Below are 13,919 nucleotides of genomic sequence, written 5' to 3'. Positions count from 1 at the left end.
AGCTCCTTGCAGTTGAGTGGATCGAAATCAATGAACGGTGCCGAGCTTCTGTTCTTGCAGCAGCAATGCTTCGTCGCACTTGGGGCAGAACTCATGCTCGCCATCGAGGTAGCCGTGCACCGGGCAGATGGAGAAGGTCGGGGTCACGGTCAGGTATGGCAGGCGGAAGCGGCCAAGGGCTTTGCGCACCAGTTGCTTGCAGGCCTCGGTCGAAGAAATCCGCTCGGCCATGTACAGGTGCAAGACCGTGCCGCCGGTGTATTTGCATTGCAGCTCGTCTTGAAGTTCCAGGGCCTCGAAGGGGTCTTCGGTGTAGCCCACGGGCAGTTGCGAGGAGTTGGTGTAATACGGCGCTTGCACGCTGCCAGCCTGGAGAATGTCGGGGTAGCGCTTGAGGTCTTCCTTGGCGAAGCGGTAGGTCGTGCCCTCGGCCGGCGTCGCTTCGAGGTTGTACATGTGGCCGGTTTCTTCCTGGAAACGAAGCAACGTGGCACGCACATGATCGAGCATCTTCAGGGCAAACTGCCGGCCGTACTCGGTGTGCATGCCCTCCTCGTCGCCGGTGAAGTTGCGCAGCATTTCATGCATGCCGTTGAGGCCGATGGTGGAAAAATGGTTACGCAGGGTTCCGAGGTAGCGCTTGGTGTACGGGTACAAACCGGCATCCATGTGGTGCTGAATCACCTTGCGCTTGACCTCCAGGCTCTCCATCGCCAGTTCCATCAGCGTGTCCAGACGCTGCAACAAACCGCTGGTATCACCCTTGAACACATAGCCCAGCCGCGCGCAGTTGATGGTGACGACTCCGAGTGAGCCAGTCTGCTCCGCCGAGCCGAACAAGCCTCCGCCACGCTTGAGCAACTCGCGGACATCCAGCTGCAAACGGCAGCACATCGAGCGCACCTGATTGGGTTGCAGGTCCGAATTGAGGAAGTTCTGGAAATACGGCAGGCCGTAACGCGCGGTCATCTCGAACAGACGGTCGGCGTTTTCACTGTCCCATGGAAAGTCGTGGGTAATGTTGTAGGTCGGGATCGGAAAGGTGAACACCCGCCCTTTCGCATCGCCAGCCTGCATCACCTCGATGTAGGCACGGTTGAGCAGCTCCATTTCGACTTGCAGGTCGCCATAGGCAAATGGCATTTCCTCACCGCCGATGACGGGTATCTGCTCCCGCAAATCCTGCGGGCAAACCCAGTCGAAAGTCAGGTTGGTGAACGGCGTCTGGGTGCCCCAGCGCGAAGGAACGTTGAGGTTGTAGATGAACTCCTGGATCGCCTGGCGCACCTCCTGAAAACTCAGCTGATCCTTGCGCACATAGGGCGCCAGGTAGGTGTCGAACGAGCTGAACGCCTGGGCGCCGGCCCATTCGTTTTGCAGGGTGCCGAGGAAATTCACCATCTGCCCCAGGGCACTGCTCAAGTGCTTTGGCGGACCGGCTTCGACTCGCCCGGGCACACCGTTGAGCCCTTCGTGCAACAGGGTGCGCAGCGACCAGCCCGCGCAGTAACCGGCGAGCATGTCGAGGTCGTGCACATGCAAGTCCGCCTCGCGGTGAGCCTGGCCGATGGCCTCGCTGTACACCTCGTCCAGCCAGTAGTTGGCGGTGACCTTGCCCGACACGTTCAGCACCAGACCGCCCAGGGAGTAACCCTGATTGGCGTTGGCCTGGACCCGCCAGTCTTCACGGTCCAGGTATTCGTTCATCGAGGTCGCCACTTCAACCATGGTCCGCCGGTCGCGGCGCAAGCGCCCGTGCTGTTCGCGGTAGACGATGTAGGCCCGCATGGCGAGGAAAAAACCGGCGTCCATTAACACCCGTTCAACACGGTCCTGGATTTGCTCGACATGTAGCCTCGGCAACCCTTCCAGCCTGGCCAATACCGCCTGAAGCAAGCCTTCAACCTCAACCTCGCCGTACTCCCCCGTCGCCTTTCCGGCGGCGATCAATGCCTGACGGATTTTGTCGGCCTCGAAGGCGACCTGACTGCCATCGCGTTTGTGCAAGCGGTTACATCCTACTGCGATCAGCGTGCTCTGCATTTGGCCTCCAGACACTACATATAGATGTTTGATTAAAAACAAACACAACATGCGGTGAAGACTACGGACAAAGTGCTGATCTACAATTGATCGACATCAAGATTTGTCGGCGAAAAAAAACCGCCCAGATGCAGGACGGATAGAAAATATTTTGGTCAGCGAAGATCCAATGTGGGAGCGAGCTTGCTCGCGATGACTGCAGCACATTCAACAGTGATGTCTACTGGGCTACCGCTATCGCGAGCAAGCTTGCTCCCACATTTGATTTGCTGTGTTTTATAAACCGAGCGGGTCACCTCAACCACCACTCATGTTCATGAACCGCACAATCTGCACCTCCCCGTCAGGGCTGAAATCATGGCGCAATGGCTTGCCGCGCAGCGCCCGCTGCACCGCGTTGATCACCGGTTGGTCATCCAGCGGATAACGTCGCAACAATCCGCGCAAATCCAGGGCATCGCCCTGTCCCAGGCACAGCAACAGCTTCCCTTCAACGGTCATCCGCACCCGGTTGCAGCTGCCGCAAAAATTGTGGCTGTTGGGTGAAATGAAGCCGATCCGGGTCTCTGGATGGCGTTCCAGACGCACATAGCGCGCCGGTCCGCCGCTGTTTTCGGTGCTGTCGAGCAACCGATGCTGGCTGGCGATCAACGTGCGCACTTCGTCGCTGGAACAGAACGATTCGCCCCGGGAACGACCGACGTCGCCCAAGGGCATTTCTTCGATGAAACTGATGTCGATGCGTTGGTCGATGGCGTACTGCACCAACGCCGGGACTTCATCGAAGTTGCGTCCTTTCATCACCACGCAGTTGAGCTTGATCCGCTCGAACCCTGCGTCCCGCGCCGCTTCAATGCCGTTGAGCACCTGGTCGAGATCGCCGTTACGGGTGATCGCCCGAAACTTCTGCCCGTCCAGGCTATCGAGGCTGATGTTCATCCGCTTGACCCCGGCGTCGACCAACGGCCGGGCCAGACGGCCCAGTTGCGAGCCGTTGCTGGTCATCACCAGTTCACGCAAACCGGGCAAAGCGGCGATGTTGCGGCACAGTCCGACAATGCCGGGACGGATCAGCGGCTCGCCGCCGGTCAGTCGGATTTTGCGTACGCCCAGGCCAACGAACAGCGTCGCCAAACGCTGCAATTCCTCCAGCGTGAGCACCTGTTGCCGCGGCAGGAACGTCATGTTTTTCGCCATGCAATACACACAGCGAAAATCACAGCGGTCCGTCACCGACATCCGCAGATAATCGATCTGCCGCCCAAAACCATCCTGCATCACAGCGTTCATCACTTCTCCCGGTTAGCCCAATGCTCACTGCACCAGCGGTGAGTCGGCGCCCTGCAAGTGGATGCCACGAATATCGGCTGCACCGATCAGCGTTTGCAGGTATTGCACCAGCGCTTTCTGCCAGACGCCTTGCTGCAACTGCGTGCGGATCGCCGTCGACACCACTTCATAGGGCAACGGCATGCCTTCGATTCGCTGATCGACACTGACCACATGCCAGCCGTAGCGACTTTCCAGCGGTTTGCTGGCCAGGCCCGGTGCCAGAGTGAACAGCTGACGTTCCAGCTCGGGCACGGTCTGGCCCTTGCTGATCTGCCCCAAAGAACCACCCTGAGCCTTCGACGGGCAGGCCGAATATTTCACAGCCAGCTCGGCGAAACTGCCGGGGAATTCTTCCAGGCGCTGCAACAGGATTTCCGCCTGAACATGCGCCAGCTCACGGGCCTCGACATCGTCCGGCGCACACTCGAGCAGGATGTGCCGAACCGCCAGCAACGGCGCGCTGTGGAAGCGTCCGCGATTGTTTTCGTAGTAACGCAGACTGGTTTCCTCGTCGCACTGCGGTACCTTCACCTCACGTTCGAGCAGCAAGCGCGTGGCCGCTTCTTCTTCGTTCTCACCGGCGCCAACTTCCAGCGACACCCCGAGTTCGGTGATGCGCTGCTGCAACAACTCGCGGATCACCAGCGCCCGGGCAGCCAGGTAGACCGCCTCCTCGCGGCTTTCGGCCGGGTGATATTGCAGCTCCTGGGCCATCGCCTCGGGGGTGATCGACACCTCGTTGACGCTGATGATCGGCCACTCCTGTTCACTGCTGGCGATCAACTGCGCCGGGGCGTCATCGGCCCCTGCGGGCTCAACCGGCAGTGCTTCAAACTGCGCCTGTGCGACCGGTGCGATGTCGAGAACGACCTCGGCTTTTTTTGAAGAACCGCAGCCACCGCTGCCCCCGTTACCGCCACCACATCCACATCCACCTGACATGATTGTCTCCTCAGTACTTCTGACGAACGATTTGATAACGACGCCCCAGGTACCAGATCGGTGCGCTGATCATGTGTACGAGACGAGTGAAGGGGAACAGCACAAACAGGGTCAAACCGAGAAACACATGCAACTTGTAGATCAGCCCGACCGGCGCGATGGCCGCCGCCGCTTCCACCGGACGCAACAGCACGGTGTTCTGCGCCCAATCGGCAAGCATCACCATCACCGAGCCGTCCATATGCCCGGTGGACGCGACGATGGTCAGCAGACCGAGCAGCAATTGCGCCAGCAGCACCAGCAGTATCAGGATGTCCGAAGGACTGGAGGTGGCACGTACCCGAGGATCGCTGAGCCGCCGGTTAACCAGCATCAGCAGGCCGATCAGGCACAACAGGCCGAAGAACCCGCCCGAGACCATTGCCAGCAACTGCTTGTTCTCAGTGCTGATCACGTGGTGATAAATCGACGCCGGGGTCAGCAGGCCGACAAAGTGTCCGGCCAGCACGAACAACACACCGATGTGGAAGAAGTTGCTCGCCACGCGCATGCCGCGTTGGTTGAGCATCTGGCTCGAACCTGCTTTCCAGCTGTATTGCGACAGGTCGAAGCGGGCCCAACTTCCGATCAGGCAAATCGCCAGGGCGACGTAGGGATAGACCCCGAACAACAACAGGTTCCATTTAGACATTGCCTACCTCCTTGGCTGGCACGGCGGCCAACCCTTCATGCTGAAAATCCACCCAGTGCAATGGCACTGCGCTTTCCTCACGGGCCTTGCCCGGTGCGCTTGGCAGTCCACTGCAACGGTCCTGCTGTTCGGCCTGGAGAAAGTCCACGGCCTCCTCTTCCCAAATCTTGTCGAGGGCTTCGAGGGAATCGTCACGAGGTTCCGCCGCGACTTGCGCCCGCAGGTCGGCAACCGCCTGATGGGGCTCGGCCCCGGCAATTTGCAGCAGCGCCCGGAAGCAACTGGCATAGGCGCTTTCGCGCTCTTCCAGACGTGCGGCGAGCAAGGCCAGCAAGTGCGAAACTTCCGCCAGGCCCTCGCGGGCCTCGATGTCGTCGCGGGTGGACAGGAACTCCAGGTACAGCGGGATGTAATCGGGCAGCTCTTTGACGCCGATGGCAAAACCGGCTTCTTCGTATTGCGCCATCATGTCGACCATGGCCTGGCCACGGTCGCGGGATTCACCGTGCACATGCTCGAACAACAGCAGCGACAGCGAGCGCCCCCGACCGAACAGCGCACCGTAGTGCTCCTGCCCGTCCATCAGGTCATTGGCGCAGATCAGCTCGAGCAATTCGAACAACGCACCGCGCTGCGTCGGGCTGATTTCCCGTGACTGGATGATCGCTTGCTCCAGTTCGTCGCGACCGCCAATCAGTGTTTCGGTCGGATAATCGAGCAGCAGCGAAATCACTTTGAGAATTTGCATGCTCATTCCTCCCACAACTGGACGGTTTTCAGGATGTCGCGACGGTTGGCTTTCTTGGCGCCGAACATGTTGGTGTCGGAACTGCCGCTGCAGCCACTGCCGAAACTGAAGCCGCAGCCGGAACGCTCGGCGAAGGCGTCGCTCATGGCGTCTTCACGGTGGGCGCTAGGTACGACAAAACGGTCTTCATAGTTGGCAATCGCCAGGTAGCGATACATCTCCTCGACCTGGGCCACGCTCAAGCCGACATCCGCCAGCACTTGCAGGTCCTGAACGCCGTCGACTTGCTCGGAACGTTTGTAGGCGCGCATCGCCAGCAAGCGTTTAAGCGCACGCTTGACCGGTTTTTCATCGCCCGCGGTCAGCAGGTTCGCCAGGTACTTCAGTGGAATACGCAGGCTGTCGACATCCGGGATGACCCCGTTCATACCGACAGTGCCGGCAGTGGCAGCGTTCTGGATCGGCGACAGCGGCGGTACGTACCAAACCATCGGCAAGGTGCGGTATTCCGGGTGCAGCGGCAGTGCGAGTTTCCAGTCCACGGCCATTTTGTAGACCGGGGAACGTTGGGCTGAATCGATCACCGACTGCGGTACACCGTCTTCCAGGGCCTGACGGATCACGGCCGGGTCATTTGGATCGAGGAAGATTTCCAGCTGCTTCTCGTACAGATCCTGCTCATTGGCGGTGCTGGCCACTTCGCTGATGCGGTCGGCGTCATACAGCAGCACACCGAGGTAGCGGATGCGCCCGACGCAGGTTTCCGCGCAAACAGTCGGCATCCCGGCTTCGATACGCGGGTAGCAGAAGATGCATTTCTCGGACTTGCCGCTTTTCCAGTTGAAATAGATCTTCTTGTACGGGCAGCCGCTGATGCACATCCGCCAGCCACGGCATTTTTCCTGGTCAATCAGGACGATGCCGTCTTCTTCACGCTTGTAGATCGCCCCGCTCGGGCAAGCCGCTGCGCACGTCGGGTTGAGGCAGTGCTCGCACAGGCGCGGCAAATACATCATGAAGGTGTTTTCGTACTCGCCGTAAATGTCCGCCTGGATCTTGTCGAAGTTCTTGTCCTTGCGGCGCTTGGCGAATTCGGTGCCGAGGATTTCTTCCCAGTTCGGGCCCCACTCGATTTTCTCCATGCGCTTGCCGGAGATCAGCGAACGCGGACGCGCGGTGGGTTGATGCTCGCCCAGCGGCGCGGTGTGCAGGTGCTGGTAATCAAAGTCGAACGGTTCGTAGTAGTCGTCGAGGCTCGGCAGATCCGGGTTAGCGAAAATGTTCGCCAACACGCGGAATTTACCGCCGATGCGCGGGTTGATCGTGCCGTTGGCATTGCGGATCCAGCCGCCCTTCCACTTGTCCTGGTTTTCCCATTCTTTCGGGTAGCCGATCCCGGGTTTCGATTCGACGTTGTTGAACCAGGCGTATTCCATGCCTTCGCGGCTGGTCCAGACGTTTTTGCAGGTGATCGAACAGGTGTGGCAACCGATGCATTTGTCCAGGTTCAGAACCATGCCGATTTGTGAGCGAATCTTCATCTCAGTTCTCCTCAATATCGGTCGGCAGTGGACGCGGCAGGTCATCGCCACTTGAACCATCGAGCCAGTCGACTTTGGACATTTTGCGCACCACGACGAATTCGTCGCGGTTGCAACCGACCGTGCCGTAATAGTTGAAACCGTAGGCTTGCTGGGCGTAGCCGCCGATCATGTGGGTCGGCTTGAGCACTACCCGGGTGACCGAGTTGTGGTGGCCGCCACGGGTCTTGGTGGTTTCCGAACCTGGCACGTTCACGATCCGTTCCTGGGCGTGGTACATCATCACCATGCCGTCCTTGACCCGTTGGCTGACCACCGCCCGGGCAGTCAGTGCACCGTTGATGTTGAAGCACTCGATCCAGTCGTTGTCCTCGATACCGGCGCTTTTCGCGTCGTTCTCCGAGAGCCAGACAATCGGCCCGCCACGGCTGAGGGTGAGCATCAGCAGGTTGTCGCTGTAGGTGCTGTGGATGCCCCATTTCTGGTGCGGGGTGATCCAGTTCAGGACGATTTCCTTGTGGCCGTTGCTGCGCTTGCCTTTCACCCCTTCGATGGTGCGGGTGTTGACCGGCGGCCGATAGCTCATCAACTGCTCGCCGAACGCCTGCATCCACGGGTGATCCTGGTAGAACTGCTGGCGACCGGTGATGGTGCGCCATGGGATCCCTTCATGGACGTTGGTGTAGCCGGCGTTGTAACTAACGTGATCGTCTTCGAGCCCCGACCAGGTCGGGCTGGAAATGATCTTGCGCGGCTGTGCCTGAATGTCGCGGAAACGAATCGCCTCGTGGGCCTTGGACAGCGCCAGGTGACTGTGGTCGATACCGGTGAATTCCGACAGTGCAGCCCAGGCCTTGACCGCCACCTGGCCGTTGGTTTCCGGTGCCAGGGACAGAATCACCTCAGCGGCATCGATCGCCGTGTCGATTTTCGGCCGCCCCTGGCTGATACCGGCATCGCCTTCCTTGTGATTGAGTTCACCGAGGAATTTCACTTCGTCTTCGGTGTTCCAGTTGATGCCTTTGCCGCCGTTGCCGTGTTTCTCCAGCAATGGCCCGAGGGACGAGAACTGTTTGTAGATGTTCGGGTAGTCACGCTCCACCACATGCAGGTTCGGTGCGTTCTTGCCCGGTTCCGGGGCCACACCGGCGCTTTTCCAGTCGGTGCCGCCAAACGGTTGGGCCAGTTCGCCGACGCTGTCGTGCATCAGCGGGATGGTCACCAGATCCTTTTCAACACCCAGATGCCCTTCGGACATGCTGGAAAACGCCTTGGCGATACCTTTGTAGATTTCCCAGTCGGAACGCGATTCCCACGCCGGATCGATGGCGGCCGACAACGGGTGAATGAACGGGTGCATGTCCGAGGTGTTCATGTCGTCTTTTTCGTACCAGGTTGCGGTCGGCAACACGATGTCGGAATAGACGCAGGTCGAAGACATGCGGAAGTCCAGCGTGGTGACCAGATCGAGTTTGCCGATAGCGCCCTCGTCCACCCATTCGGCTTCTTCGGGTTTGCAATCGCCGACCTGGCCGATGTCTTCGTTCATCACCCCGTTTTTGGTGCCCAGCAGGTACTTGAGCATGTACTCGTGGCCTTTGCCCGAGGAGCCCAGCAGGTTGGAACGCCAGATAAACATGTTGCGCGGGAAGTTGACCGGGCTGTCCGGCTGTTCGCAGGAGAAGCGCAGCGAACCGTCCTGCAGCGACTTGACCACGTAGTCTTTCGGGTCCATGCCGGCCGCAGCCGCGTCGCGGCAAATGTGCAAAGGGTTAGTGTTGAGTTGCGGTGCGCTGGGCAACCAGCCGGCGCGTTCGGCGCGGATGTTGTAGTCCAGCGCATGCTCAGGGAATTGTGATTTATCGGCCAATGGCGAGAGCACGTCGTGCATGCTCATTTTCTCGTGACGCCACTGCGAACTGTGGGCGTAGAAGAAGCTGGTGCCGTTCATTTGGCGAGGCGGACGGTTCCAGTCCAGGCCGAACGCCAGGGGCAGCCAGCCGCATTGCGGACGGAGTTTTTCCTGGCCAACGTAGTGCGCCCAACCGCCACCGGTCTGACCGACACACCCGCAGAGCATGAGCATGTTGATCAGCCCGCGGTAGTTCATGTCCATGTGGTACCAGTGGTTCATCGCCGCGCCGACGATGATCATCGAGCGGCCCTTGGTCTTGTCGGCGTTGTCGGCGAACTCACGGGCAATCTTTATCGCTTTCTCGCGGCTGACGCCGGTGATCTGCTCCTGCCACGCCGGGGTGCCAGGCACCGAGGCGTCGTCGTAATCCTTGGCCACGTTTTCGCCGCCGAGACCGCGGTCGATGGCCAGGTTGGCAGCCGACAGGTCGAACACGGTGGCGACTTTGGCCACGCTGCCGTCTGCCAGCACCACGTTATGCACCGGCACGCGGCGGTATTGCACGGCATCGCCGGCCACGTGCTGGAAGTGCTCGTGGGACTCGCCGGCAAAATACGGGAACGCCACTTCGGCGACGTCATCGCCGATCAGGCTCAGCTTCAGATCGATCTCACGGCCTTCACCGCCTTCACGGGGCAGGATGTTCCACTTGCCCTTCTCGCCCCAGCGATAACCGATGGAACCCTGAGGGGACACCAGTTCACCGCTGACATCCAGGGCGATGGTTTTCCATTCCGGGTTGTTTTCCTGGCCGAGGTTGTCAGTCAGGTCACTGGCGCGCAGGAAGCGGTCCGGCTGGTAACCGGCGCCCGGTGCCTTGTCGACCATTTGTTTGAGCAGCACCAGCACCGGCAAATCGGTGAAGCGTTTGGCGTAGTCGGTGAAATAAGCGCTCGGTTTGTCCAGGTGGAATTCTTTGAAGATCACATGGTTGAACGCCTGCGCCAGCGCCGCATCGGTGCCTTGCTTAGGGTTCAGCCACAGGTCGGTGAGCTTGGCGACTTCCGAGTAATCCGGAGTGATCGCGACCGTCTTGGTGCCCTTGTAACGGACTTCGGTAAAGAAGTGCGCGTCGGGGGTACGGGTCTGCGGGACGTTGGAGCCCCAGGCAATGATGTAGTTGGAGTTGTACCAGTCGGCCGATTCCGGCACGTCGGTCTGCTCACCCCAGACCATCGGCGAGGCCGGTGGCAAGTCGCAGTACCAGTCGTAGAAACTCAGGCAGGCGCCGCCGATCAGCGACAGGTAACGCGAACCTGCGGCATAGCTGACCATCGACATGGCCGGAATCGGCGAGAAACCGACGATCCGGTCAGGGCCGTATTGCTTAATCGTATAGACGTTGGCGGCAGCGATGATCTCGTTGACTTCCTCCCAGTTGGAGCGAATGAAGCCACCCATGCCGCGCTTGCTTTTATAGGAGTCGGCCTTGACCTTGTCCTCGACGATGCTGGCCCAGGCCTCGACCGGCGCCATGGTTTGCCGCGCGTCGCGCCAGAGCTTGAGCAACGGCTTGCGGATTTTCGGGTACTTGAGCCGGTTGGCGCTGTAGATGTACCAGCTGTAACTGGCACCACGCGGGCAGCCACGGGGCTCATGGTTCGGCAGATCGTTACGGGTACGCGGGTAGTCGGTCTGCTGGGTTTCCCAGGTGATCAGGCCGTTCTTGACGTAGATCTTCCACGAACAGGAGCCGGTGCAGTTCACCCCGTGGGTGGAACGCACGATCTTGTCGTACTGCCAGCGCGAACGGTAGACGTTCTCCCAGTCGCGAGACTCTTTGCGGGTCTCGCCATGACCGTCGGAAAACTCGTTTTGCTTGCGATTGAAAAACCGCAATTGATCCAGTAAATGACTCACGGTGTAGTCCTCTCAGGCTTTGTCGCGGAGTCTGTGCCCCGCCCACGCAATGGTTGGATTCGGCTCTTCTCAGCAGGGTGTCGCGGCGCCTTTGCGCGCGTACCACCACCAGGTCACCACGATGCAGCTCACGTAAAAGCCGACGAACATGTAGAAGGCCATCTCTGGGCCGCCGGTCTGGGCCATCGAAGTGCCGAAGGATTTGGGAATGAAGAACGCACCGAAGGCGCCCATGGCCGAACTGAAGCCCAGGACCGCGGCTGACTCTTTGCCGGCATTCTTCAGCGCTTGTTCGCGCACGGCGGGTGGTTTGCCGGCCGAGGCTTTTTCATGCTGGGTGCGGAAGATCACCGGAATCATGCGGAAGGTGGAGCCGTTGCCGATGCCAGTGGTAATGAACAGCAGCATGAACATGCCGAGATAGCCGTAGAAGTTGCCGGGCTCACCGTTCTGCGGCAGGAAGTGCATGACGCCGAAGACCATCACGATCATCGCCACGAAGTTCCACAAGGTCACTTTCGCGCCGCCGAGCTTGTCCGCCAGCCAGCCGCCCAATGGGCGTACCAGCGCGCCAACCAACGGGCCGAGGAAGGCGAATTTCAAGGCAATGACATCAGGGAAAGAGGTTTTGATCAGCAGCGGAAACGCGGCGGAGAAACCGATGAACGAACCGAAGGTCGCCAGGTACAACCAGCACATCAGCCAGTTGTGTTTGCGTTTGAAGATCACCGCCTGCTCGCTGAAGGAAGCGCGGGCACTGGACAGGTCATTCATGCCGAACCAGGCCAGCACCGTCACCAGGACAATAAACGGCACCCAGATGAAGCCGGCGTTCTGCAACCATAACTGACCGCCGTCCGGTAGTGCTTGCGGCGGGCCGCCCATGAAGCCGAACACACCGAAGGTAATCACCAGCGGCACACAGAACTGCATCACCGAGACGCCCAGGTTACCCAGCCCGGCGTTGAGGCCAAGGGCTGTGCCCTGTTGCGACTTGGGATAGAAGAAGCTGATGTTGGACATGCTCGAGGCGAAGTTGCCGCCACCAAAACCGCAGAGCAAGGCAATCAACACGAACACGCTGTAGGAGGTGCTCGGGTCCTGCACGGCGAAGCCCATCCAGATCGATGGCAACAATAGGGACGCGGTGCTCAGGGCAGTCCAGCGACGGCCACCGAAGATCGGCACCATAAAGGAATAGAAGACGCGCAAGGTCGCCCCGGACAGCCCCGGCAACGCCGCCAGCCAGAACAGTTGGTCGGTGGTGAAGCTGAAGCCGATGGCGTTCAAACGCACAATCACCGTGCTCCAGACCATCCATACCGCAAAGGCCAGCAGCAGCGCAGGAATGGAAATCCACAAGTTGCGCGTGGCGGTCTGTTTGCCGCTACTTCCCCAGAATGCTGGGTCCTCGGGGCGCCAGTCATGAATGACCGGGCCTTTGTCAGGCTTTTGCAGAACGGACATGTTCTTCTCCTAGGGCAATGCTGGAAATCGGGGACGGGGTCAGCAGCGGCGCTTTACCCAGCACCGCGCTTTTGCGTATTTCGCTGAAGTACATCCAGGTGAGGGAGACCCAGACCACGCCGTACATCAACATGAAGCAGGAAGAGCGCACGCCGGTGAGGTCCACCAGGGCGCCGAACAGGATTGGCAACACGAAACCGCCCAGGCCACCGGCGAGGCCGACGATGCCGGACACCGCGCCCATGTTTTTCGGGTAGTCGTTGGCGATGTACTTGAAGACCGAGGCCTTGCCGAACGCGAAGGCGATGCCCATGACGAACAGCAGCACGGTGAACAGCGCGGGATTGAGGCCGATGTGGAAATCCACCGGGCCGTTGATCGTTTGCACTTGCAGTTGGGTTTGGGGATACGAGAGCAGGAACAGGCAGATCCAGCTGACCCACAACACCCACCAGGTCACGCTTTGCGCACCCCAGCGATCCGACATCCAGCCGCCGACGGCACGCAGCACGCCACCGGGCAGGGAAAAACAGGCCGCCAGCAGCGCCGCGCTTTGCAGGCTGAAACCGTATTCCTGCACGTAGTACTTGGTCATCCACAGCGCGAGGGCGACATAGCCACCGAAGACGATCGAGTAGTACTGGCAGTAGCGCCACACCGCCGGGTCCTTCAGCGAGCTCAATTGCTCACGCAATGTGGCGCCGGTGGCACTGCGGTGGTCCTTGTTTTCGGCGCTGAGGAACCAGAACAACAGCGCGGTAATAAAGAGGATCGCGCTGAAGACTTTCGGCACCAGCTGCCAACTGCCGGCAGCGATCAGTGCCGGGGCGAGAAACTTGGTCACCGCAGCCCCGGCATTACCGGCACCGAAGATGCCCATCGCAAAGCCCTGATTCTCCTTGTCGAACCATTTGGCGACGTAGGCAATGCCGACCGAGAACGAGCCGCCGGCCAGGCCGACGAACAAGCCCAGCACCAGGAACTGCCAGTAGGCGGTGGCGTGACTGATCAGGTACAGCGGTGCCACGCAGGCCAGCATCAGCAGGAAGAACACGCTGCGCCCGCCAAAGCGGTCGGTCAGCAGACCCAGTGGCAAACGCACCAGCGAGCCAGTCAGTACCGGGGTCGCGGCCAGTAGGCCGAACTGGGTTTCGTTGAGCTGGAGAAGGTCCTTGATCGGCACCCCGAGCACGGCAAACATCATCCAGACCATGAAACAGACCGTGAAGGCCAGCGTACTCATGCCCAAGACCAAGCCTTGTCGTACACGCGGTTGGTTCACAATGCTCTCCAGTCAGTTAGCCATGGCGGCAGACTAGAGAGGCCAACCCCGTAAAAACTTGATCCATGTCAACGAAGCCCTAGGGGGCATTGGCCTAT

9 protein-coding genes are annotated in these 13,919 nt (G+C 60.0%); all 9 read right to left on the bottom strand.

Annotated features, from left to right (window positions below; translation table 11 throughout):
- Window positions 1–27 precede the first annotated feature (27 nt).
- Entirely contained in the window at window positions 28–2,043 is a 2,016-nt protein-coding gene (locus ACIQU2_RS19045; RefSeq protein WP_403143300.1) for a ribonucleoside triphosphate reductase, read from the bottom strand.
- A 297-nt stretch (window positions 2,044–2,340) separates the two neighbouring features.
- Window positions 2,341–3,333 (bottom strand): GTP 3',8-cyclase MoaA, encoded by a 993-nt coding sequence (gene moaA, locus ACIQU2_RS19040; RefSeq protein WP_403143297.1) that lies wholly within the window; start codon window positions 3,331–3,333, stop codon window positions 2,341–2,343.
- A 24-nt stretch (window positions 3,334–3,357) separates the two neighbouring features.
- A complete protein-coding gene (locus tag ACIQU2_RS19035; protein WP_403143295.1) occupies window positions 3,358–4,317 on the bottom strand; it encodes a peptidylprolyl isomerase in 960 nt (319 codons plus the stop codon).
- 10 nt (window positions 4,318–4,327) lie between these two features.
- Window positions 4,328–5,008 (bottom strand): respiratory nitrate reductase subunit gamma, encoded by a 681-nt coding sequence (gene narI, locus ACIQU2_RS19030; protein WP_150796591.1) that lies wholly within the window; start codon window positions 5,006–5,008, stop codon window positions 4,328–4,330.
- On the bottom strand, window positions 5,001–5,756 hold the full coding sequence (gene narJ / locus ACIQU2_RS19025) for a nitrate reductase molybdenum cofactor assembly chaperone (protein WP_403143292.1): 756 nt from the start codon (window positions 5,754–5,756) through the stop codon (window positions 5,001–5,003). The genes narI and narJ overlap by 8 nt, the downstream gene beginning before the upstream one ends.
- Window positions 5,757–5,758: 2 nt before the next feature.
- On the bottom strand, window positions 5,759–7,297 hold the full coding sequence (gene narH / locus ACIQU2_RS19020; protein WP_123366640.1) for a nitrate reductase subunit beta: 1,539 nt from the start codon (window positions 7,295–7,297) through the stop codon (window positions 5,759–5,761).
- Between the two features lies 1 nt (window position 7,298).
- Window positions 7,299–11,072, bottom strand: a complete 3,774-nt coding sequence (locus ACIQU2_RS19015; protein WP_403143288.1) for a nitrate reductase subunit alpha — start codon at window positions 11,070–11,072, stop codon at window positions 7,299–7,301.
- 69 nt (window positions 11,073–11,141) lie between these two features.
- Window positions 11,142–12,539, bottom strand: a complete 1,398-nt coding sequence (locus ACIQU2_RS19010; RefSeq protein ID WP_403143286.1) for a NarK family nitrate/nitrite MFS transporter — start codon at window positions 12,537–12,539, stop codon at window positions 11,142–11,144.
- Window positions 12,517–13,821, bottom strand: coding sequence for a nitrate/nitrite transporter (locus ACIQU2_RS19005; RefSeq protein ID WP_403143284.1), 1,305 nt, complete (start codon window positions 13,819–13,821; stop codon window positions 12,517–12,519). The genes ACIQU2_RS19010 and ACIQU2_RS19005 overlap by 23 nt, the downstream gene beginning before the upstream one ends.
- Window positions 13,822–13,919 lie beyond the last annotated feature (98 nt).

It is taken from the genome of Pseudomonas sp. NPDC098740, from assembly GCF_044760065.1.
Lineage (GTDB): Bacteria > Pseudomonadota > Gammaproteobacteria > Pseudomonadales > Pseudomonadaceae > Aquipseudomonas > Aquipseudomonas rossensis.
The sequence above is the reverse complement of the archived record's forward strand: the minus strand, read 5'-3'. Positions and strand labels throughout refer to the sequence as shown.

Bases quoted from the DNA above. Each gene is read 5' to 3' on its own strand.
- ACIQU2_RS19045 (WP_403143300.1), bottom strand. From the start codon at position 2,043: ATGCAGAGCACGCTGATCGCAGTAGGATGTAACCGCTTGCACAAACGC.
- moaA (WP_403143297.1), bottom strand. From the start codon at position 3,333: ATGAACGCTGTGATGCAGGATGGTTTTGGGCGGCAGATCGATTATCTG.
- ACIQU2_RS19035 (WP_403143295.1), bottom strand. From the start codon at position 4,317: ATGTCAGGTGGATGTGGATGTGGTGGCGGTAACGGGGGCAGCGGTGGC.
- narI (WP_150796591.1), bottom strand. From the start codon at position 5,008: ATGTCTAAATGGAACCTGTTGTTGTTCGGGGTCTATCCCTACGTCGCC.
- narJ (WP_403143292.1), bottom strand. From the start codon at position 5,756: ATGCAAATTCTCAAAGTGATTTCGCTGCTGCTCGATTATCCGACCGAA.
- narH (WP_123366640.1), bottom strand. From the start codon at position 7,297: ATGAAGATTCGCTCACAAATCGGCATGGTTCTGAACCTGGACAAATGC.
- ACIQU2_RS19010 (WP_403143286.1), bottom strand. From the start codon at position 12,539: ATGTCCGTTCTGCAAAAGCCTGACAAAGGCCCGGTCATTCATGACTGG.